Source organism: Mesorhizobium sp. B2-1-3A, from assembly GCF_006442655.1.
In the GTDB taxonomy this organism is placed as follows: Bacteria; Pseudomonadota; Alphaproteobacteria; order Rhizobiales; family Rhizobiaceae; genus Mesorhizobium.
Genome location: NZ_VFWK01000003.1, coordinates 184,029 through 204,538 on the forward strand (window position 1 = coordinate 184,029; position 20,510 = coordinate 204,538).

A 20,510-nucleotide genomic window follows, 5' to 3' on the forward strand; every position below is an offset into this window, starting at 1 on the left:
CATGCCGATCGGCCAGCCCTCCATCCGCGCACCCGAAATTCAGCTCCATCCGGCGCCGGAAGATCGGCTTGCCGCGTTGGAGCGGGTATGGCGGCGCTTCAGCAGCGCCGATGGGCTGGTCAAGCGTGGCGGTCTGGTCACCGAAGTCACGCCCACGCATTACAAGGTGCGCGGCCTTTCCGATTTCGCCAGGCTGGGCGACATCGTCGAGCAGCGCGGCCAGGCCGGCACGCGCCGTGGCGAGATCGTCAAGATCAGCCGCGACGAGGTTGTCATCGCTCCCTTCGAACGCAGCGCCGACGCCGGTATCGGCGATGCCGTGTTCCGCAGGGGTCCGCTCGCGGTGGCGCCGCACGCCTCATGGCGCGGACGTGCCATCGACGCGCTCACCAGGGCGATCGATGGTGGCCCGCCGCTGATCAGGGGCGACGACATGTCGGGCGGCACCACGCCCGGTGCCATGGCACGGCAACGCGTCGGCACCGCCTTCATGACCGGCGTCAAGGTCATCGACATCTTCACGCCGCTCTGTTTTGGCCAGCGCATGGGTGTCTTCGCGGGCTCGGGCGTCGGCAAGTCGACACTGCTCGCCATGCTCGCCGGCGCAGACGCGTTCGACACCGTCGTCGTCGCGCTGGTCGGCGAACGCGGCCGCGAAGTCCGCGAATTCCTCGAGGACACGATCGGCGACAGCATGGCCAAGACCGTGGCCGTCGTCGCCACCAGTGACGAGAGCGCCATGATGCGCCGGCGCGCGCCCGACACAGCCATGCGGGTCGCCGAGCACTTTCGCGACCAAGGCCATCGCGTGCTCCTGGTGTTGGATTCGATCACCCGCTTTGCCCATGCCTTGCGCGAGGTGGCGACAGGCACCGGCGAGCCCCCGGTCGCGCGCGGCTATCCCGCATCGGTTTTCACCGAACTGCCCAAGCTGCTCGAGCGCGCCGGGCCTGGCGCGGAAGGCAAGGGCTCGATCACCGCCATCATTTCCGTGCTGGTCGACGGCGATGACCACAACGATCCGGTCGCCGATTCCGTGCGCGGCATCCTCGACGGCCATGTCGTGCTCGACCGCACGATCGCCGAACAGGGCCGCTATCCGCCGGTCAATCCGCTGTCGTCCATATCGCGCCTGGCCGGCAAGGCCTGGAGCGTCGAACAGCGCGCGTTGGTGACGCGGCTGAAATCGATGATCGCCCGCTTCGAGGACACGCGCGACATTCGCCTGCTCGGCGCGTATCAGGGCGGCGCCGACGCCGAGCTCGACATCGCCGTGCGCCAGGTGCCGCTGATCTACGAGGCGCTGACGCAATCGCCCAGGGACCGCCCTTCGGCCGATCCGTTCTCCGATCTTGCCCGCCATCTCAAGGGAAAGCTGAATGCCGAACCAGGAGACTGAACGCCAGTATACCGAGCGCATCCTGAGCGAGATGCTTGCCGAGGCGAAGGCAGCCGAGGAAGCGCGGGCCGAGGAAGAGAGAAGCGCCAAGGCAAAGGCCGCCAGCGCCATAGCCGCCAAGACCGCGGCTGTGCTGGCCAGGGCCGCCAAACCCGCTCTGCCCAGAGCCAAGCCGGCTGTACCCAGATCAGAGCCGGATCTCCCCAGATCCCAGCCTGTTCTTGCTCAGACTGCCGTGCCCGCCATGCATGTGGTTCCCCGCGTCGAGGCTGCCGAGGCGACGCAGGCAAGCCGCGAATCGTTGATCGACGGCCTGTTTCCCGTCACCGAATGGCCGCAACCGCCAAAGCCGCAATTTCCGAAATTGGCCAGGAAGGCAGACCGGCGAAGCGACTTCGTCATCGCCGCGCTCGGCGTCACGCTCGGCCTGATCTGCGCCCTGTTTCCCTGGTATATCTTCTTCAACCAGGACCAATTCGGCGTTCAGGCGATCAAGTTTGGCGGCACCGGCACCAATTCGGGACGCGAGGGCGGCGGCGTGGTCGCCGAGCGCAGCGCGCCGCTGACGACCAGGGATGTTCCCAACACAAGCATCGATCTGTTCGCCACCGGAACGGTGCCGGATGGCACCACCCCGGCAGAGCCGCCCGGCGACCAGCCCTTCCCCGCCGATGTCGCGAAATTCCGCATGGTTCATGTCGCCAACGGCCGCGCCATGATCGAGGACGATACCGGCCTGTGGATGGTCCAGCGCGGCTCGACACTGCCGGACTCGAGCACGGTCTCGTCGATCGAGCAACGCAACGGCAAATGGGTCATGCTGACCAGCACCAACCAGGTGATCCCGCTTTCCCGGTAAGGCCGTCGCGGTTGTGCCCTGCCCTGGATCAAGGAGAGGGCATGATGTCGACCGAAAACCGGCTCACGCTTTTCGGCGTCATGCACTAGCCGCTGTCCGCAAGGTCCGCGCAAGACTGGCGGCCTAGTCTTTGGGCACATGCCCGGAGATTCCCATGGAGCCTGTTTCCCTTTTCGATCTCGCCGCCAAGCAAGCGCAGTGGCTTTCCGTGCGCCAGTCGGCGATCGCCGGCAACATCGCCAACGCCAACACGCCGGGCTACACGGCAAACGATGTCGAACCCTTCGAGAAGGTGCTCGACCGTACGGCGGTGTCGCTGCAGACCACCGAGACAGGCCATCTCGGCAGCGCGGCGACCAATGCCGGCTTCACCATCAAGCCGCAGGAAGATGACGGCGTGGTCATGCCGTCCAAGAACACCGTCGTGCTTGAAGACCAGCTTCTCAAGGCCGGCGAAGTACGCCGCTCCTTCGAACTCAACACGGCGATCGTCAAGGCCTTCCACTCGATGATGATGATGGCGGTGAAGAGCTGATCATGGACGCGCTGACCGCAGCCCTGAAAGTCGCAGCATCCGGCCTCGGCGCCCAGTCCGAGCGCCTGCGCGTGGTTTCGGAAAACCTCGCCAATGCCCAGTCGACCGGCACCACGCCCGGCGCCGACCCCTATCGCCGCAAGACCATCAGCTTCGTCTCCGAACTCGACCGGGCGTCCGGCAGCTCGACGGTTGAAGTGAACTCGATCGATCGCGATCCGAGCAATTTTCCCATCGAATTCCAGCCCGGCAACGAGGCCGCCGACGAGAAGGGCTACGTCAAGATGCCCAATGTCAACGTGCTGATCGAAATGGCCGACATGACCGAGGCCAACCGCTCCTACGAGGCCAACCTGCAAGTCGTGAAGCAGGCGCGCGACCTCATTTCAATGACCATCGACCTGATGAGGAACCAATGATCGTGAACGGCATCGGTGCGCTTAACCTGAAGCCCGGACTGGGCGACACGGCGACGGACCTGCTTCAGGGCGGTGTCGCGCCGGCCACGGCCGGCAACCTTGGCACCTCCTTCGCGGAAGCGGTGAGCCAGGCGGCGTCCAAGACCGTCAACACGCTGCAGAATGCCGAGCAGGTGTCGCTGCAGGCGCTCAAGGGCGATGCCGATACCCGCCAGGTCGTCGATGCCGTGATGAGTGCCCAGCAGGCGCTTCAGACCGCCGTCGCCATCCGCGACAAGGTCGTTTCGGCCTATCTCGAAGTCAGTCGCATGGGCATCTGAGGAGTAGGTCATGAAAGCACTCGCCATCGCCGCCACCGGCATGAATGCCCAGCAGACGAACCTGGAAGTCATCGCCAACAACATCGCCAACATCAACACCACCGGCTACAAGCGTGCCCGCGCCGAATTCTCCGACCTGCTCTACCAGGTCGACCGCACGCAGGGCGTGCCCAACCGCTCCAACGCCTCGCTGGTGCCGGAGGGCGTCTCGATCGGCCTTGGCGTCAAGACGACCGCCGTGCGCAACGTGCACACACAGGGCGAATTGACCAGCACCGGCAACAGTTTCGACATGGCGCTGACCGGCAGGGGCTGGTTCCAGATCGAGGGCGCCGATGGCGGCACGCTCTACACCCGCGCCGGGGCCTTCAACACCAACGCCACCGGCCAGCTGGTGACGGTGGATGGCGCCAGTGTCATTCCGGCCATCACCGTGCCGGTCGACGCCGTCGAGGTCATCGTCAACAAGACCGGTCAGGTCTTTGCCCGCATCGACGGCCAGACCGACCTGCAGAATCTCGGCCAGCTCCAGATCGTCAACTTCGCCAACGAGGCCGGCCTCGCACCGCTCGGCGACAATCTGTTCCAGGAAACGACGGCCTCCGGCCCGGCCAATGTCGGCGTGCCTGGCGACCCCGGCTTCGCCACCATCCAGCAGGGCTATCTCGAGGCTTCCAACGTCGACCCCGTCAAGGAAATCACCGAGCTGATCTCGGCGCAGCGCGCCTATGAGATGAATTCCAAGGTGATCCAGGCCGCCGACGACATGGCCTCGGTCGTCTCCAAGAACATCAGGTAACGGATGATGGTCATGCCGATCTCCTGCTCCGCATTCCGCCGCACCGCGCTGATCCTTGCGCTGGTGGCCGGCGGCATGCCGGCTTTCGCCCAGGAATCGGCAAATCAATCGGCGACGCAGATCGCCAGCAATCAGACTGCCGGCGAGGTCGTACTGATCCCCAACCGGGTCATCTATCCCGGCGAAACGATCGAGCTTGCCGCCCTGAAGCAGGTGACGCTGATCCCGGGCAAGCACAAGCCCGAAGCGATGGCGACCCGCGCCGAGGAGCTTCAGGGCAAGATCGCCAAGCGCACGCTACTGCCCGGCCGCTACATCCCGACCGCCGCTATCCGCGAGGCCTGGCTGGTCGAACAGGGTGCCGCGGTGCAGGTCTTATTTGTCGCCGGCGGCCTGACGATCACCGCAACCGCCGTAACGTTGCAGCCTGGTTCGGCCGGCGACCTCATCAAGGTTCGCAACAGCGACAGCGGCAAGATCCTCTCCGGCACGGTGATGGCCGACGGAACCATCCAGGTCAGCGCTTCATGATGCGCCCGCTTGCCCTTCTGCTCGCGGCCGCGCTGGGCCTGCAGCCGGCGCTCGCCGACGGCCTGACACCCAAGGCCAAGCGCGATCTCGCCGCCAAGAATGGCGGCGTCTACGACGATCCGGAATATAATCCGGCGACCACCACCCGCATGTTCCGCGTCTCGCCCGGGCCAAGCTCGCTGCCGCCCGGCCAGGTCGCCTCGCGCATCAAGGACATCGCCCAGCTGCAGAGTTCGCGCGACAACCAGCTGGTCGGCTACGGCCTCGTCATCGGGCTCGCCGGGTCCGGCGACAGCCTGCGCAATTCGCCGTTCACCGAGCAGTCTATCCGCGCCATGCTCGAAAATCTCGGCATCGCCACCGAAGGCGGCAGCGCGCGCGCCAAGAACGTCGCCGCAGTCATCGTCACCGCCAACATGCCGCCCTATGTGCAGTCGGGCGCCCGCATCGACATCGACGTCTCTTCGATGGGCGACGCCACCTCGCTTACCGGCGGCACGCTGATCATGACACCGCTGAAAGCGGCGGATGGCGAGATCTACGCCGTCGGCCAGGGCGCGGTGATCGTTTCGGGTTTCACCGCCCAGGGTCAGGCCGAGCAAGTGACCCAAGGCGTGCCGACCGCCGGCCGGGTGCCGAACGGCGCCATCGTCGAGCGGGAGGTGAAAGCCGAATTCGACGACCAGTCGACGCTGACGCTGCAATTGCGCAACCCCGATTTTTCAACCGCCATCCGCATCGCCGACGCGATCAACGACTACACCAGCCAGCGCTTCGGCATGCGCGTGGCGGCCGAGCGCGATTCCCGCACCGTCCAGATCAGGCGACCGAAGAGCGTTTCGGCGGCCCGCTTCTATGCCGAGATCGAGAATCTGGTGGTCGAATCCGACACGCCGGCCCGCGTCGTCATCGACGAGCGCACCGGCACCATCGTAATCGGCAACGACGTCAAGATCTCTCGCGTCGCCATCAGCCATGGCACGCTGACGGTGCGCATCACCGAAGCGCCGCGCGTCGTGCAGCCCGAACCCTTCTCCAAGGGCGAAACCGCCGTCGAGCCGTTCACCGCCATCGACGTCAGCCGGCCCAACGCCCGCGTCGCCGTGCTTGACGGCCCCGACCTGCAAACCCTCGTTTCCGGCCTCAACCGCCTCGGCGTCAAGCCGGATGGCATCATTGCCATCCTGCAAGGCATCAAGTCGGCCGGCGCCCTGCAAGCCGATCTGGTTCTCCAATAGGCGATGCCGATGATCTCGTCTCCCTCATCCCATGAAAGGCGCCGCCCTCGCGCAATCCTGTTCGCGGTCGCGGCTCTAGCGGCCATGTCCGTTTCCGGCGGAGCACATGGTGAGGATACTGTTCGCCAGGTTCTGCCGGGAGCGCAGCCCGCGGTGGCACCGCAGCAATTGGCGCGGGAGAAAGCGCCCGACCAGAGCGAGATCGAGCGCTTCTGTTCCAACATCGCCGACGCCGCGCGCGACCGCCGCTATGCCTTGCAGGCCGAGGAGTTGAAGCAGCTCCAGGCCGGCATCGACGAGCGCATGAAAGCGCTGGACGCAAAGAAAGCCGAATACGAGACCTGGTTGAAGCGGCGCGAGGTATTCCTCGCCCGGGCCGAGGACGGCGTCGTCAAGATCTATGCCGGCATGAAACCCGATGCGGCGGCCGAACGGCTGGCAATGGTCAACGCCGATCTGGCGGCGGCTATCCTGATGAAACTCGATTCGCGCAAAGCCGGCGTCATTCTCAACGAAATGGACCAGAAGGCGGCGGCGACGCTCACCGGCATCATGGCCAGCGCAGCCCGAAGGGTAGATCCGTCATGATCCGCAGAATGTTCGTCCTGTGCGCGGTCGCGGCACTGTCCGGCTGCGGAACCAACCTCAAGGAGGTCGGCAAGGAACCGTCGCTGTCGCCGGTGGGCTCCGGCATCGACGGCGGCAGCACCGGATCCATGTACAAATATCCCGAGACGCCGCGGCAGCCGGTGAAGAAGTTCTCACTGTGGGACGATCGGCAGAGCCGGCTGTTCACCGATCCCCGGGCGCTGTCCCAAGGCGACATCCTGACCGTCAAGATCAAGATCAACGACCGCGCCAACTTCAAGAACCAGAACGACAGGAGCCGCACCGCCAACCGCAAGCTCGGTTTCGACATCAGCGCGCAATGGGACAAGGTCGGCAGCACCGCCGGCAAGGGCTCCGGAGCGCTCAACTCCCAAACGGACACGACCGCCGATGGCGAGATAAAGCGATCGGAAACGCTCGAGCTCAACGTCGCGGCTGTCGTTACGGACGTCCTGCCCAACGGCAATCTGATGATCAGCGGCTCGCAGGAAGTGCGCGTCAACTATGAACTCAGGGTGCTGACCATCGCCGGCATCGTGCGGCCGGCCGATATCGGCGCCGAGAACACGATCCCCTATGAGCGTATCGCCGAGGCGCGCATCTCCTACGGCGGACGCGGCCGCATAAGCGAGGTTCAGCAGCCGGCCTACGGTCAGCAGGTTCTCGACCAGGTTCTTCCGTTCTAGGAATTGGAGAACAAAACGCCATGGCCAATATCGAACAGGTCCAGCCTCGCAAGGGTCCTTCCCTTGTGGTTCAGGGCGCCATGCTGCTGGTGGTGACGGCCGCCGCCATCGGCATGGGCTGGATGTCCGGCGGCTATCTCAAGGGCGTCGGCGCACCGTCATCGGTGCCGGTTGCGCCCGAGAATGAAGGCAAGGTCGCGGAGCCTGCCGCCGCGCGCGAAGCCGGCATGGGACCGACGCTGGTCGCGCTGGCGCCGATCACCACCAACATGGCCTCGCCCTCCGACACCTGGATCAGGATGGAAGTATCCGTGGTCTACGATGCACCGCAGCCGCCAACGATGACGGAGGACATCCATCAGGACCTTCTGGCCTTCGTGCGTACGCTGAAGATGCATCAGATCGAGGGCGCCAGCGGTTACCAGCACCTGAAGGCGGATCTCGAGGAACGCGCCTCGATCCGCAGCCAGGGGCATGCCAAGCAAATTCTCATCAGGACATTGCTGCTCGAATGAGAAAATTCCTTCTCGCTATCGCCTTGATCGGTGCCGCCACCTCCGTCGCGGCGGCGCAGCAGCTGGACCTTGGCGGCATCGGCAAGGCCGACGGCACCACCGTCGGCTACATCATCCAGATGTTCGGCCTGCTGACCGTGCTGTCGGTGGCGCCGGGATTGCTGATCATGGTGACGAGCTTCACCCGTTTCGTCATCGCTTTCTCGATCCTGCGCGCCGGCATCGGCCTGCAGTCGACGCCGGCGAACCTCATCCTGATTTCGCTGTCGCTGTTCATGACCTTCTATGTCATGGCGCCGACCTTCGATCAGGCCTGGAACACCGGCGTCAAGCCGCTGATGGACAACCAGATCAGCCAGACCGAGGCCTTCGAGAAGATCTCGGATCCGTTCCGCACCTTCATGCTGCACAATGTGCGCGACAAGGATTTCGATCTCTTCGCCGACCTCGCCCGCGAGCGCGGCCAGGTCGTTGCCAAGGAGACGGTCGACCTGCGCATCCTGGTTCCCGCCTTCATGATCTCCGAGATCCGCCGCGGATTCGAGATCGGCTTCCTGATCGTGCTGCCATTCCTGGTCATCGATCTGATCGTCGCCACCATCACCATGGCGATGGGCATGATGATGCTGCCGCCCACCGTGGTGTCGCTGCCTTTCAAGATCCTGTTCTTCGTCCTGATCGACGGCTGGAACCTGCTCGTCGGCAGCCTGGTGCGCTCCTTCACCTGATTCTTTTTCCGTCGCGCACCGGCGAAGGAGGCCATCCCCGACAGGGGTTGGGCGGTGCGGGAGCCGTGATCGAATTCTCCCGAATTATTTTCGATTAACCGTCCGATTTAGTCCTTTGGTAGGGACTTGCCGCCATAGTCGCTCGCAGATGGCGGGTGACCCAAACGCAACGGTCATTGGCATGATGCCGCTCCGTCATACCGGACAAACCGGTATGTCAAAAAAACCTGTAAAATTAGGGTACGAGTAGCCATGGCCAGTATCATGACCAATGCCTCGGCGCTGACCGCGCTGCAGAGCTTGAACGCCACACAGAAGAACCTCGACACCACCCAGGCCCGCATCTCGACGGGCTATCGCGTCTCCCAGGCTTCGGACAACGCCGCTTACTGGTCGATCGCCACCACGATGCGCTCCGACAACCAGGCCATGTCCACCGTTTCGGACGCGCTCGGCCTCGGCGCTTCCAAGGTCGACACCGCCTACACCGGCATGGACAGCGCGATCACCACCATCAACCAGATCCAGCAGAAGCTGACCGCATCATACGGCCAGACGGATGCTTCCAAGGAAAAGACCCAGGTCGAAATCGCCGCTCTCCAGAAGCAGTTGAAAGCCTACGCCGATGGCGCCACCTTCTCCGGCACCAACATGCTTTCGGTCTCCACCGCCTCGGGTACTGCGGCAGACGTAAAGATCGTTTCGGCCTTCAACCGCAGCTCCACCGGTGCGGTTTCGATCTCGACGATCGACGTCAACGTGGAAAGCATCAAGCTCTATGACTCCGGCGCCGCGCCGACCGCCAAGGGCATCCTCGACACGGCCCGCCTCGGCACCACTGGCGCCGCCGTCACCACGGCCTCGGCCCCGACCCTGGGTGCCGCCGCGGCGGCTACCGACACCTATTCGGTCGCCAGCCTGGCCATCTTCTCGGGCACCACTGCTGCCAGCGACACCCAGATCCAGCAGATGATGAACGTCGTCGATGCCGCGCTCAAGGACATGACGAACGCCGCCACCAAGCTCGGCTCCGCCAAGAGCTCCATCGACCTGCAGAAGACCTTCACCTCGAGCCTGATGGACTCCATCGATCGCGGCGTCGGCCAGCTCGTCGATGCTGACATGAACAAGGAATCGACCCGCCTCCAGGCTCTGCAGGTTCAGCAGCAGCTCGGCGTCCAGGCGCTGTCGATCGCCAACGGTTCGTCGCAGTCGATCCTGTCGCTCTTCCGCGGCTGATCGCTCTCAAACGGCTACATCGTCAAACGGGCCGCGCCAAAAGCGCGGCCCGTTTTGCGTTTGCTCCAGCCCCACGCAACCCTCGTTTCTTAACCCTCGAAAGCGCGCCTTTAACAGGGCGTTAACCATAACGCGCTAGTCATGGTTAACCATAGCTTACAACGGATTGGCGAATCGGCCCGGTCGGGTCGACGGCAATCGATGGGGCGGGCCAGCGGCTCGCGAGGGCAACGCCGGTTTTGAGAAAACCGGCCTGGGAAAAAGGAGCGAGTTTCTTGGCGAGCATCATGACAAACGCTGCGGCGTTGACTGCACTTCAAAGCCTCAACGCCACCAACAAATCGCTTGAGCAGACACAGTCCCGAATCTCGACGGGCTACAGGGTCTCGGAGGCCGCCGACAACGCCGCCTACTGGTCGATCGCCACGACGATGCGCTCCGACAACCAGGCGCTGTCGACCGTGCAGGATGCGCTCGGCCTCGGCGCCTCGAAGGTCGACACCGCCTATACCGGCATGAACAATGTCTTGACGACGATCGGCCAGATCAAGACCAAGCTGCTTTCCACCGTCGGCCAGACGGACGCTGCCAAGGCAAAGACGCAGACGGAAATCACCGCACTCCAGGCGCAGATGAAGTCCTTTGCCGATGCCGCCACCTTTTCGGGTTCCAATTTCCTTTCGGTGACGTCAACGCAGGTCGCCACCAACAATGACGGCGTCCAGCCTGACGCCAAGATCGTGTCGTCCTTCAATCGCTCCTCGTCAGGCGCCATCTCGCTCGGAACGATCGACATCGATGTCGAAAGCACGAAACTGTTCGATTCCGGTCTCTCCACCGCCGTCAAGAACCAGGGCACGCTCGACCGCAAGACTTCGGTTTACGCAACAGCGGCCGCGCAGACCCTTTACGACAACGCCTATGCGACCGCGCTCGCCGGTGGCGCCACCGACATCGCCGCCAACACCGCTGGCCAGACGGCGGCTGGCGCGACGGTTGCCAAGATCGACAACGTTTCCGCCTTCAATCTCGACATCACGGCATCGGGCGTAACCGACGACATCATCACCCAGATGATCGGCAAGATCGACAACGTCATGAGCCAGCTGACCGACCAGGCCACCATCCTCGGTTCGGCCAAAAGCAGCATCGACCTTCAGAAGACCTTCACGCAGAGCCTGATGGACTCCATCGACCGCGGCGTCGGCCAGCTCGTCGATGCCGACATGAACAAGGAATCGACCCGGCTGCAGGCGCTGCAGGTCCAGCAGCAGCTGGGCATCCAGTCCCTGTCGATCGCCAACAGCTCCTCGCAGTCGATCCTGTCGCTGTTCAAGAACGGTTAATTCAGCCGTAACCGACGGCTACCCCTGCTTCCAATCCACGGGCCGCGCCGCAAGCGCGGCCCGATTTCATTTTCGCACAAGCTTCGAGGGCTAGTGTTCCGGCGGACAATCATGCTGGGAGTCGCTCTATCGTGCCGGAACAGATCCAGAGCATCATCTCGAATCTCCGCGATTTTGGTGTGAAGCGCCTCGCCATGCTCGCGGGCATCGCCGTTCTGGTGATGGGCGTCATCGGCATCGCCTCCGTCTACCTCAACCGTCCCGCCTACGACACGCTCTATGTCGGGCTCGATCGCTCCGACGTGAACCAGATCGGCCTCGTGCTGGGCGAGGCCGGCATCGGCTTCGACGTCGGTTCGGACGGGACCTCCGTTCTGGTGCCTGCCGGCACCACGGCGCAGGCACGCATGCTGCTTGCCGAAAAAGGCCTGCCGACCAGTTCCAATGCCGGCTACGAGTTGTTCGATAATGTCGGCGCGATGGGCCTCACCTCGTTCATGCAGCAGATCACCCGCGTGCGTGCGCTCGAAGGCGAGATCGCCCGCACCATTCAGTCCATATCGGGCATCAAGGCGGCGCGCGTCCACATCGTCATGTCCGAGCGCGCCAATTTCCGCCGCGACGAACAGCAGCCCTCGGCATCGGTCGTCATCCGCTATGCCGGCATCGATGCCGAGAAAAGCGCCCAGTCGATCCGCCATCTCGTTGCCGCCGCCGTCCCAGGCCTTTCGGCCGACAAGGTGACGGTGCTCGATTCGAACGGCAACCTGCTGGCCGCCGGCGATGATCCCTCCAACACCAGCGCGGCCCGCACGCTGGGCGTCGAGCAGACCGTGGAGGCGCAGATCGGCGACAACATCCGCCGCGCGCTCACCCCCTATCTCGGGCCCGACAATTTCCGCGCCAGCGTCAAGGCCGATGTCAACACCGACACCCGCCAGACCGAAGAGACGATCTTTGATCCGGAGTCGCGCGTCGAACGCTCGGTGCAGTCGGTGCGCGCCAATGAGAACAGCAACCAGAAGCAGGCCTCCACCCCGGCCAGCGTCGAACAGAACCTGCCGGAGACCCAGGCGACCAGCACCGAGGGTCCGCAGACCTCCTCGGCCAACGACCGCAAGGAAGAGATCACCAACTACGAGATCAACTCCAAGAAGATCGCCACCGTCTCCAACGGCTACACCGTCACCAAGATGTCGATCGCCGTGGTCGTCAACCAGGACCGGCTGAAGACGATCCTGGGCAAGGACGCCACCCCGGAGCAGATCGCCAAGCGCGTCGCCGAGATCCAGAAGATGGTAAGTTCCGCCACCGGCTTCGACGACAAGCGCGGCGACGTCATCGACGTCTCCGCGGTCGAGTTCATCGACGGATTGGATGGCGAGGCGATCCCACAGGCTGGAATGCTGGATTCCATCGGCCAGCACGCCGGCACGCTGATCAACGCCGGCGCCTTCATCGTGGTGGTGTTCCTTGTGGCCTTCTTCGGCCTGCGGCCGATGGCGGCGGCGCTGACGGCAAAGGCGACGCCCGCTTTGTCGGGTCCCAATTTCGATGAAGTCCAGCGTTCGCTGCCGACACCGGAGGCAACCGCTTCCGCCGATGCGGGTGCTGCGATCGGCGCCTTGCCCGGAGCGCGGCCCGGCGTCACCCCGCTCGACGATCTTCGCCAGAAGATCAGGCCGGCGCCGCAGGAGCGGCTTGCCCGCATGGTCGACCTCAATGAGGAGCGCACCGCGCAGATCTTGCGCAAATGGGCGGCCCAGGAAGTCGCGGCGTAACCCATGGCCTCCGCAGCCCTTTTCGATCTTCTCCCTGATTTCGGCACGCGCGCGCCGCGCATCAGCCAGCCCCAGGCCACGTCCGAGCACAAGCCGGAAGCATCCGCACCGCCGGCCGATATCGGCACGCTTATCGCCGAGGCGGTCGCCCAGGCGGAGGCAACGCTGGCGGAACGCCTTGTATCTGCCCATGACGCGGCGCTGGAAGCGGAACGCCAGGCCAATGCCGAGGAAGTACGGATCTTTCTCGAAAGCTTCGGCGGTGACGTCGGCCACGCCGTTTCGACACGCATCGATGCCATGGAGGCGCGCGTGACGGATCTTGTCGCCGCCACGGTCGCCCGCATCATCGGCGGTGTCGTCAGCGACGATCTGCAGAAGCGCTCGCTTGAAGCACTTGCCGGCGCGGTTCGTGAAGCGGTCGGCGATGGCGAAGCGGTGCGCATCGCCGTCCGCGGACCGCTGTCGCTGTTCGAAACGCTGAAGGCATCGCTTGGACCACGCGCTGCTAATCTCGACTTCATCGAGGCGCCCGGCTTCGACCTGACGGTGACCATTGACGAGGCCGTGTTCGAGACACGCATGGCCGAATGGTCGGCAACCCTTTCCGAGGTCTTGTCATGAGTGTCGCCGAGGCCGATCACGGCAGGCACGAGATCATCATCGTGCGGCATGCCCATGGTGACCACGACGAAGGCCACCATGGTGGCGTCTGGAAGATCGCCTTCGCCGACTTCATGACCGCCATGATGTGCTTCTTCCTGGTCATGTGGCTGATCAACGCCGCCAACGAACAGACCAAGGCGGCCGTCGCCAGCTACTTCAACCCCGTCAAGCTGGTCGACCGCAATTCAAGCCGCAAGGGCCTGGAAGACCTTGGCGACGGGCCGAGCGCGATTGGCACGACTGCCCAAAACCCGCAAAAGGCCACAGCCAAGGCTGGTCAGGGCGGCAATGGCGAGGCGGGTTCATCCGACCGCAAGCAGGAAAAGCAGGAGCCACAGCAGCCGCAACAGTCAGACGATCATCTCTTCGCCGACCCCTACGCCGTGCTGTCGGAAATCGCCACCGACACCGGCGTCATGCAGAATGTCAGCCAGAAGGGTGATGGCGGCGCGCAGAGCGCCGGTCCCGCGACGGGCGCCTCGGGCGGTGCATCCTACCGCGATCCCTTCGAACCCGATTTCTGGTCGCAGCAGGTGGCCACGCCCGCCGCCGAGGCGAGTGCCCAGCGCGCCAAGATCGAGGGCGACCCTCTCAAGCCAGGCGACAAGGCCGCCGAGACGCAAGTTGCCAAGGTCAAGGCCGTGCCGCCCGCCCCGCCGGTCGAGGACGCGCCGCTCGAGCCTCTTGCGAAGGATGGCAAGGAGGTTGCCGCGGCTATGGCCAGTGCCGGCGAAACCAAAGCCAGCGATGCCAAGGCAGCGGATGGCAAGGCAGCGGATGGCAAGGTCACGGATGCCAAGGCGGCCGATGCGCCCCGGCCGGATGCAACCGTCGAGAAGCAAGAGGCTGCAAAGCCCGAGACTGCGGAAAAGGCACCCACCGCCGCCGCGCTGAAGGCGGCTGCCGACGTCAAGCAGCAGCTGGCTGATGCTTTCAAGCCCGGCGACAAGCTTCACGATGGCGTCTCGGTCGAGGCCACCGACAAGGGCGTCGTCATCTCGATCACCGATCAGCTCGACTTCGGCATGTTCGAAGTCGGATCGGCTGTGCCGAGCCGCGAACTGGTGCTGGCAATGGAAAAGATCGGTCGCATCGTCAACGGCCAGAAGGGCACCATCAGCATCAACGGCCACACCGATGCGCGCCCCTTCCGCAGCGCCAGCTATGACAATTGGCGGCTGTCGACGGCGCGCGCGCATTCGGCCTACTACATGCTCGTGCGCGGCGGCGTCGACGAACGCCGTATCACCGAGGTCGCCGGCTTCGCCGACCGCCAGCCGAAGGATCCCGCCGACCCCATGTCGGCGGTCAACCGCCGCATCGAGATCCTGATGGCGACCGGCGGATGAAGCGCGCGGCCATCACCAGCCGGCTGATGGGCCTGTTGCTGCTGGCCGCAGGATATCCGTCGGCCGGCTTTGCCCAGGACACGCTGCAGCCTTACCAGCTGGTGCGCTCGCTGCAGCTTATCCAGGATGGGATCGCCGCCGGCGATCACGCCGCGATGCCAATGCAGGCCAAGCTGCTCGAGATGACCGACGCGCGCCTGCGCGCAGCGGACGCAGACGACTTCAAGGATCCCAGGAATTTTCGTGCGCTGCTGGTCTACGGCATGAGCGGCGGCAATCCATCTACCGTCGAGGCGGCGGTCTCCCGCGCCAACCCGGTGGATGCCCAGGATCTCTCGATTGCCAAGGGCATCATCAACTATCTGGTTGGCCGGCCCGCCGGCGCCATTGAAGTCCTGAAGCCAATCGATCCCATGACATTGCCAAGCGACCTCGGGGCCTTTCTTGCGCTGGTCAAAGGATCGCTGATGGCGACGGACGACCCGGCGGCGGCCCTCACGCTGCTCGACGAGGCCAAGCTGCTCAGCCCCGGCACCCTTGTCGAGGAAGCCGCCTTGCGGCGCTCGGTCGGCATCGCCGTGGCGCAAGGCGATGCCGCGCGGTTCGCGCTTACGTCCACCCAGTATGTCGAGCGCTATCTCTATTCGCCCTATGCCAGCCAGTTCGCCGATTCCTTCGTTTCCGGCGTCATCGCGCTGCACATGTCGATCAGCCAGGACAAGTTGGCCGATATCACCTCGATGATGGATCCCGAGCGCGAGAAGGTGATTTATCTGCGTATTGCCCGCCGCGCCGCGATCGACGGCCTCAGCGAGTTGTCGGCCTTCGCCTCGGCGCGGGCCGAACAGGGCCGCGACGGCAACACCAATCAGGGCGATCCGCGCGCCCAGCTCTACTCCAGCCTGTCCACGGTGACGTCGGGCACGATCGAGGACGTTCGCACCAAGCTTGGCAAGATCGACCGCAGCAGGCTGTCGGACGGTGACCGTGCCCTGCTCGACGCCGCCCAGGCCATCGCCGGTGAGGTGGTGGCGCCGCCTGCTTCCCTTCCGGCAGCAAATGCGGCACCGGCAACCGTTGCACCGCGGTCCGAGACCGAGGTTGCCGCCACGCAGGCCGCCGACGAAGCCGGATTGCCGCCCGTCGAGGGTGCGGTCTCCGAACAGCCTGCCGTCGCGCCATCCGGCGGCACGGCAGCGGCCGCACCGGGCGCGCCAACGCCTCCGGCCGACTCGGCGACGGTCCTGCCGGCATCGGCGCCGGCAAACACTGCCGGTCCCGACACGACCGACCCGACCGACGCCGCCATGATGAAAACCCGTCGACAGCTCGACCTTATCGACCAGATGCTTGGAGCCGCCCCGAAATGACCCCCAGCCTCGGCCCGGCCCTGCCAGGATTTACCGCCACGCGCACGGAGCAGCCAGCCGTGCCCGGAAAGAAGGATGATGCTGGTTTCGGCAGGATGGTGCATCGCGGCGCAAGCCAGGCGGAAAAGCAGCCGACGACCGAGTCCGGGGCACGCGATCCACGCTGGAGCAAACTTGCCGCCGGCCTTGCGGCGCAAACCGGCGAGGACGAACAGATGCCGGCTGGCAAGGCGAGGACCGCAGCGACCGGATTGACGGCTGCGAAATCCATGAAGGACGGCAAGGAAGTCGAGGCGGACAAGGACGCCGACACCGAAACGCCGACGACCGACGCCGGCGCAACGCCGCTCGACGACCATCTGCCTTTGCTGATGGCGTTTCATGACCTGCGCCATTTCTCGACATCGGCCAAGTCGGCCGACGCGGGCCAGGCCGGACAGGAATCGGCGCTCGACGGGCAGATCTTGCCCAAGGCCTATCGGGCCTCCGCCGGGCATGACGACCTCGAACCGATGACGAAGTCGGAGCGGGCATCGCTCGTCGACGGACCGTTGACAAAGCTCGACGGCCAGTCCGTCCACGACGCCGCAGCTGGCGTATCGCGGCATGACAATGCAATCGCTCCCGGCCCGCTACCCGAGACGACGGCCGCCGAGGTGCCTGGCGTCGGGTCGAAGCAGGCGGCGCCACAGATGAAGTCCATCGCCGACGTCCAGTCCTCGTTGCGGCTGGAGCCAGGAAAACAGCTCCCGGCATCGGCGCGCATCGACGTGGTCTCCGAGCGCAGCTTCCCTGCCCCGCCTCAAGCTCCCATGAGCCAGGCGGCGCTGAGCATAATCAACGCCGTAGCGGCAGATGGTGGCCCGCGGCAGGCGTTTTCAACGACCTCCGCGGCCACCCAGACGACCGGCTCTGTTGCCGTTCCGACACATGTGTTGAAGATCGAACTTCACCCGGCCGAACTGGGCATGGTCACCGCCCATCTTCGCCTCTCCGGAGGACAACTCTCGATTGAACTGAAGCCCGAAACGCACGATGCCTACCGGCGGCTTTCCAGCGACAGCGAGGCGATCGTCAAGTCACTGCGCGGGCTGGGCTTCGAGGTCGACAAGGTCACCATCATGCAACCATCAGTGGCCGTTCCGGCCACAACCCGGGCGGATGCAACCGCCTCGCCCGCCGCCGCGCCCGGTCGCGATCAGTCCTCCTTCCAGCCCGGAAACTCTGGCGGTGGCAACAGTGGAGCCGGCGGCCAGCAACCGGGCCAGCAGTCCGCAAGGGGTAACCATGATGACGCGCAGGATTACGGCCGCGCCGCTTCGCCATCTCGCGAGCGTGCTGGCGGCGATATATTTATCTAGCCTCGCGAACGCCGCCCTCGCCGCCACCAATCCCTGCGAGCCCGAGATCCTGCGCGCCGCCGACCGCTACGGCGTGCCCGCCGGCATCCTCTATGCCGTCGGCCTGACCGAGACGGGAAAGAAAGGCAGCCTTCAGCCTAACGCATTGAATATAGAAGGAAAAGCGGTCTTCCCAAGGAGCCGGGCCGAGGCCCTTGCCACCTTCGCCAACGCGCAGCGCGAGGGCAAGACACTGATCGATCTCGGCTGCATGCAGATCAACCACCACTACCACGCCTCGCATTTCCGCAGCGTCGAGGACATGCTGGACCCGCGCCAGAACGTCGACTACGCGGCGCGTTTCCTGGCCAGTCTCCATGCCCGCCACGAAACCTGGTCGATGGCCGTCGCCCGTTATCATGCCGGCCCGGACAACGACCCGGCGCAGAAGGTCTATGTCTGCCGGGTGATCGCCAACATGGTTGCCACCGGCTTTGGCAGATGGACAACCAACGCCCGCGCCTTCTGCAACCAGTAAGCGCATTCTCTGCTTCTAATGTAGCGATTCCGCTGCTTTGGGCTTGCCGTTTTGACTTGCCCGGAACTTCCCTCCGCAAGCATATCTGGCTGCACGCTAATGCAACCGATACGATTCCAGACTCCCAAGAAACTAGTTACAAGAAATGACGGTTGTTCACGATTCCCACCAGCGGTTACGCCTTTCCCCACGGGGCAGATGTGCTGATTCGGAAGGCGGGGCCGATGATCGTGATCGTGGACGAGCGAGAGCTCGTGACTGAGGGATACAATTCACTTTTTGATCGCGAGGGCGTCGCCTGCGCGGGCTTCGCGCCCGGCGAATTCGGCGAATGGGTGAACTCGGCCGCCGATACCGACCTGCGTTCGGTGCGGGCCTTCCTGATCGGTGACTGCCGCGAAGGCGCCATCTCGCCGCGCCAGATCCGCGACCGCACCGGCGCTCCCGTCATTGCGCTCAGCGAGCAGCATTCGCTGGAGAACACGCTGCGGTTGTTCGAGAGCGGCGTCGACGATGTCATCCGCAAGCCCGTCCATATCAGAGAGATCCTGGCCCGTATCACGGCCATCCGCCGTCGCGCCCATGAGGATGTCGCCTACACCGAGATCGGCGCCATGCGCATCTTCATGGACGGCCGCGACCCCGAGATCGACGGCCAGCCGTTGCCCCTGCCGCGACGCGAACGCCGCATCCTCGAATATCTGGCGAGCAACCGCGGCCGCCGCGTCACCAAGACCCAGGTCTTCAACGCCATCTACGGCATCTTCGACGAAGAGGTCGAGGAGAACGTTGTCGAAAGCCACATCAGCAAATTGCGCAAGAAGCTGCGCGAGAAGCTGGGCACCGACCCGATCGATTCCAAGCGCTTCCTCGGCTACCGGCTCGTGTTCTGATGCCGTGCCGCGCCAGCCTCGCGCAAGACAGGGCGCGTAGCCTCGTTGCCAGTGGCATGGATATTGCGGAGACATCTCGATGAGCCTCTACGGAATGATGCGGACCGGCGTTTCCGGCATGAACGCCCAGGCAAACCGCCTGTCGACGACAGCCGACAACATCGCCAACTCCGACACCAACGGCTACAAGCGATCCTCCACCGAATTCTCGACGCTGATCATGCCGTCGACGGGAGGCGCCTATAATTCCGGCGGCATCACCACGACGATTCGGCAGTCGGTCAGCGACCCGGGCGTACTTCAATACACCACATCGGTTTCCGACCTTGCCGTCAGCGGCGACGGCTTCTTTGTCGTCCAGGACCCGAGCGGCACGCCTTTCCTGACCCGCGCCGGCGCTTTCGTTCCCGATGCACAGGGCAGGCTGGTCAACGCGGCCGGCTTCCAGCTTATGGCCTACAGCTACGAAAACGGCGTGCCGGCGGCGACGGTGAACGGCTTCGAAGGACTCGTCCCGGTCGTCATCTCCGACCAGGGAATGACCGCAACGCCGAGCACCGAGGGCAACTACACCGGCAACCTGTCGGCCGGCGCGACCCCGGTCGTCGCCGCCAACCTGCCCTCCACCAACTCGGCGGGCGCGCAGTACACTTCGAAATCCTCGATGGTCGCCTACGACAATCTCGGCAACAAGAAGCTGCTCGACGTCTATTTCACCAACACCGGCGCCGGCACCTGGCAGGTGGCGGTTTTCGACCAGTCCCAAGCGACGCCGGGAACATCGTTCCCCTACACAGGTGGCGCGCTCGGCACAGCCAACCTGACCTTCGACACCACCACCGGCAAGCTCACCGGCGCCACCACGGGCGTCACCTTTACCGTACCGGGCGGCGCCAGCCTCAATCTCGACCTGTCGGCGATGACGCAGCTCGGCACCGGCTTCACGGTTTCCGACGCGAACGTCAACGGCAACGCGCCGAGCACCATCGACAAGGTCCAGATCGGCAAGGACGGCACCATCTACGCCCAGTACAAGGATGGCTCCACCAAGGCGCTCTACAAGATTCCGCTGGCCGATGTGCAGAGCCCCGACCAGCTCAAGGCCCTCCCCGGCAACGTCTACGCGCAGGGCACCGAATCCGGCGCGGTCCGCGTCGGCTTTGCCAATGAAGGCAAGCTGGGCTCGATCATCTCCGGCGCGCTCGAGAATTCCAACGTCGACATCGCCGAAGAGCTGACCGACATGATCGCGGCGCAGCGCAGCTACACCGCCAATTCGAAAGTCTTCCAGACCGGTTCCGACCTGATGGACGTCCTTGTCAACCTGAAGAGATAAACCGGGCGTGGCCC

At 64.6% G+C, this 20,510-nt stretch carries 22 protein-coding genes; all 22 read left to right on the plus strand.

The window, feature by feature from the left end; all coding sequences use genetic code 11:
- Nucleotide 1 precedes the first annotated feature (1 nt).
- The 22 genes from fliI to FJ977_RS12305 all read left to right on the plus strand — a co-directional run bounded on the left by fliI (nt 2) and on the right by FJ977_RS12305 (nt 20,496).
- Nucleotides 2-1,399: a flagellar protein export ATPase FliI gene (gene fliI, locus FJ977_RS12200; protein ID WP_140771711.1), complete on the plus strand. Its 1,398-nt coding sequence runs from the start codon at nt 2-4 to the stop codon at nt 1,397-1,399.
- A complete protein-coding gene (locus FJ977_RS12205; protein ID WP_140771713.1) occupies nt 1,380-2,258 on the plus strand; it encodes a hypothetical protein in 879 nt (292 codons plus the stop codon). The genes fliI and FJ977_RS12205 overlap by 20 nt, the downstream gene beginning before the upstream one ends.
- 154 nt (nt 2,259-2,412) lie before the next feature.
- The gene (gene flgB, locus FJ977_RS12210; protein WP_140771714.1) at nt 2,413-2,793 is read left to right on the plus strand and encodes a flagellar basal body rod protein FlgB; all 381 of its coding nucleotides are present in this window, start codon (nt 2,413-2,415) and stop codon (nt 2,791-2,793) included.
- 2 nt (nt 2,794-2,795) lie between these two features.
- Nucleotides 2,796-3,212: a flagellar basal body rod protein FlgC gene (gene flgC, locus FJ977_RS12215; RefSeq protein WP_140771716.1), complete on the plus strand. Its 417-nt coding sequence runs from the start codon at nt 2,796-2,798 to the stop codon at nt 3,210-3,212.
- A complete protein-coding gene (locus FJ977_RS12220; protein WP_172224748.1) occupies nt 3,209-3,532 on the plus strand; it encodes a flagellar hook-basal body complex protein FliE in 324 nt (107 codons plus the stop codon). Before flgC ends, FJ977_RS12220 begins: the two co-directional genes overlap by 4 nt.
- Nucleotides 3,533-3,542: 10 nt before the next feature.
- Nucleotides 3,543-4,331 carry a flagellar basal-body rod protein FlgG gene (gene flgG, locus FJ977_RS12225; RefSeq protein ID WP_140704515.1) on the plus strand — a complete coding sequence of 263 codons (789 nt, stop codon included), beginning with the start codon at nt 3,543-3,545 and terminating at the stop codon, nt 4,329-4,331.
- A 6-nt stretch (nt 4,332-4,337) separates the two neighbouring features.
- Nucleotides 4,338-4,862 carry a flagellar basal body P-ring formation chaperone FlgA gene (gene flgA, locus FJ977_RS12230; protein ID WP_181179793.1) on the plus strand — a complete coding sequence of 175 codons (525 nt, stop codon included), beginning with the start codon at nt 4,338-4,340 and terminating at the stop codon, nt 4,860-4,862.
- A 149-nt stretch (nt 4,863-5,011) separates the two neighbouring features.
- Nucleotides 5,012-6,100, plus strand: a complete 1,089-nt coding sequence (locus FJ977_RS12235; RefSeq protein ID WP_244735531.1) for a flagellar basal body P-ring protein FlgI — start codon at nt 5,012-5,014, stop codon at nt 6,098-6,100.
- Nucleotides 6,101-6,103: 3 nt separating this feature from the next.
- On the plus strand, nt 6,104-6,688 hold the full coding sequence (locus FJ977_RS12240) for a MotE family protein (protein WP_140771722.1): 585 nt from the start codon (nt 6,104-6,106) through the stop codon (nt 6,686-6,688).
- Entirely contained in the window at nt 6,685-7,395 is a 711-nt protein-coding gene (gene flgH, locus FJ977_RS12245; RefSeq protein ID WP_140771724.1) for a flagellar basal body L-ring protein FlgH, read from the plus strand. The genes FJ977_RS12240 and flgH overlap by 4 nt, the downstream gene beginning before the upstream one ends.
- Before the next feature lie 20 nt (nt 7,396-7,415).
- On the plus strand, nt 7,416-7,910 hold the full coding sequence (locus tag FJ977_RS12250; protein ID WP_140771726.1) for a flagellar basal body-associated FliL family protein: 495 nt from the start codon (nt 7,416-7,418) through the stop codon (nt 7,908-7,910).
- Complete coding sequence (gene fliP / locus FJ977_RS12255; protein WP_056578257.1) at nt 7,907-8,638, plus strand: flagellar type III secretion system pore protein FliP; 732 nt, start codon at nt 7,907-7,909, stop codon at nt 8,636-8,638. Before FJ977_RS12250 ends, fliP begins: the two co-directional genes overlap by 4 nt.
- 252 nt (nt 8,639-8,890) lie before the next feature.
- On the plus strand, nt 8,891-9,877 hold the full coding sequence (locus tag FJ977_RS12260; RefSeq protein WP_140771728.1) for a flagellin: 987 nt from the start codon (nt 8,891-8,893) through the stop codon (nt 9,875-9,877).
- Between the two features lie 275 nt (nt 9,878-10,152).
- A complete protein-coding gene (locus FJ977_RS12265; RefSeq protein WP_140771730.1) occupies nt 10,153-11,223 on the plus strand; it encodes a flagellin in 1,071 nt (356 codons plus the stop codon).
- A 131-nt stretch (nt 11,224-11,354) separates the two neighbouring features.
- Nucleotides 11,355-13,004, plus strand: a complete 1,650-nt coding sequence (fliF, locus tag FJ977_RS12270; RefSeq protein ID WP_140771733.1) for a flagellar basal-body MS-ring/collar protein FliF — start codon at nt 11,355-11,357, stop codon at nt 13,002-13,004.
- A gap of 3 nt (nt 13,005-13,007) precedes the next feature.
- A complete protein-coding gene (locus FJ977_RS12275) occupies nt 13,008-13,628 on the plus strand; it encodes a hypothetical protein (RefSeq protein WP_140771735.1) in 621 nt (206 codons plus the stop codon).
- On the plus strand, nt 13,625-15,019 hold the full coding sequence (locus tag FJ977_RS12280; protein WP_140771737.1) for a MotB family protein: 1,395 nt from the start codon (nt 13,625-13,627) through the stop codon (nt 15,017-15,019). Before FJ977_RS12275 ends, FJ977_RS12280 begins: the two co-directional genes overlap by 4 nt.
- Nucleotides 15,016-16,389: a chemotaxis protein MotC gene (locus FJ977_RS12285; protein WP_140771739.1), complete on the plus strand. Its 1,374-nt coding sequence runs from the start codon at nt 15,016-15,018 to the stop codon at nt 16,387-16,389. Before FJ977_RS12280 ends, FJ977_RS12285 begins: the two co-directional genes overlap by 4 nt.
- Nucleotides 16,386-17,750: a flagellar hook-length control protein FliK gene (locus tag FJ977_RS12290; RefSeq protein WP_140771741.1), complete on the plus strand. Its 1,365-nt coding sequence runs from the start codon at nt 16,386-16,388 to the stop codon at nt 17,748-17,750. Before FJ977_RS12285 ends, FJ977_RS12290 begins: the two co-directional genes overlap by 4 nt.
- Complete coding sequence (locus tag FJ977_RS12295) at nt 17,680-18,267, plus strand: transglycosylase SLT domain-containing protein (protein ID WP_181179795.1); 588 nt, start codon at nt 17,680-17,682, stop codon at nt 18,265-18,267. The genes FJ977_RS12290 and FJ977_RS12295 overlap by 71 nt, the downstream gene beginning before the upstream one ends.
- A gap of 224 nt (nt 18,268-18,491) precedes the next feature.
- Nucleotides 18,492-19,160, plus strand: coding sequence for a response regulator transcription factor (locus FJ977_RS12300; RefSeq protein WP_019860967.1), 669 nt, complete (start codon nt 18,492-18,494; stop codon nt 19,158-19,160).
- Between the two features lie 79 nt (nt 19,161-19,239).
- Nucleotides 19,240-20,496, plus strand: coding sequence for a flagellar hook protein FlgE (locus FJ977_RS12305; protein ID WP_140771743.1), 1,257 nt, complete (start codon nt 19,240-19,242; stop codon nt 20,494-20,496).
- Nucleotides 20,497-20,510 lie beyond the last annotated feature (14 nt).

Bases quoted from the DNA above. Each gene is read 5' to 3' on its own strand.
- fliI (WP_140771711.1), top strand. From the start codon at position 2: ATGCCGATCGGCCAGCCCTCCATCCGCGCACCCGAAATTCAGCTCCAT.
- FJ977_RS12205 (WP_140771713.1), top strand. From the start codon at position 1,380: ATGCCGAACCAGGAGACTGAACGCCAGTATACCGAGCGCATCCTGAGC.
- flgB (WP_140771714.1), top strand. From the start codon at position 2,413: ATGGAGCCTGTTTCCCTTTTCGATCTCGCCGCCAAGCAAGCGCAGTGG.
- flgC (WP_140771716.1), top strand. From the start codon at position 2,796: ATGGACGCGCTGACCGCAGCCCTGAAAGTCGCAGCATCCGGCCTCGGC.
- FJ977_RS12220 (WP_172224748.1), top strand. From the start codon at position 3,209: ATGATCGTGAACGGCATCGGTGCGCTTAACCTGAAGCCCGGACTGGGC.
- flgG (WP_140704515.1), top strand. From the start codon at position 3,543: ATGAAAGCACTCGCCATCGCCGCCACCGGCATGAATGCCCAGCAGACG.
- flgA (WP_181179793.1), top strand. From the start codon at position 4,338: ATGGTCATGCCGATCTCCTGCTCCGCATTCCGCCGCACCGCGCTGATC.
- FJ977_RS12235 (WP_244735531.1), top strand. From the start codon at position 5,012: ATGTTCCGCGTCTCGCCCGGGCCAAGCTCGCTGCCGCCCGGCCAGGTC.
- FJ977_RS12240 (WP_140771722.1), top strand. From the start codon at position 6,104: ATGCCGATGATCTCGTCTCCCTCATCCCATGAAAGGCGCCGCCCTCGC.
- flgH (WP_140771724.1), top strand. From the start codon at position 6,685: ATGATCCGCAGAATGTTCGTCCTGTGCGCGGTCGCGGCACTGTCCGGC.
- FJ977_RS12250 (WP_140771726.1), top strand. From the start codon at position 7,416: ATGGCCAATATCGAACAGGTCCAGCCTCGCAAGGGTCCTTCCCTTGTG.
- fliP (WP_056578257.1), top strand. From the start codon at position 7,907: ATGAGAAAATTCCTTCTCGCTATCGCCTTGATCGGTGCCGCCACCTCC.
- FJ977_RS12260 (WP_140771728.1), top strand. From the start codon at position 8,891: ATGGCCAGTATCATGACCAATGCCTCGGCGCTGACCGCGCTGCAGAGC.
- FJ977_RS12275 (WP_140771735.1), top strand. From the start codon at position 13,008: ATGGCCTCCGCAGCCCTTTTCGATCTTCTCCCTGATTTCGGCACGCGC.
- FJ977_RS12280 (WP_140771737.1), top strand. From the start codon at position 13,625: ATGAGTGTCGCCGAGGCCGATCACGGCAGGCACGAGATCATCATCGTG.
- FJ977_RS12285 (WP_140771739.1), top strand. From the start codon at position 15,016: ATGAAGCGCGCGGCCATCACCAGCCGGCTGATGGGCCTGTTGCTGCTG.
- FJ977_RS12290 (WP_140771741.1), top strand. From the start codon at position 16,386: ATGACCCCCAGCCTCGGCCCGGCCCTGCCAGGATTTACCGCCACGCGC.
- FJ977_RS12295 (WP_181179795.1), top strand. From the start codon at position 17,680: ATGACGCGCAGGATTACGGCCGCGCCGCTTCGCCATCTCGCGAGCGTG.
- FJ977_RS12300 (WP_019860967.1), top strand. From the start codon at position 18,492: ATGATCGTGATCGTGGACGAGCGAGAGCTCGTGACTGAGGGATACAAT.
- FJ977_RS12305 (WP_140771743.1), top strand. From the start codon at position 19,240: ATGAGCCTCTACGGAATGATGCGGACCGGCGTTTCCGGCATGAACGCC.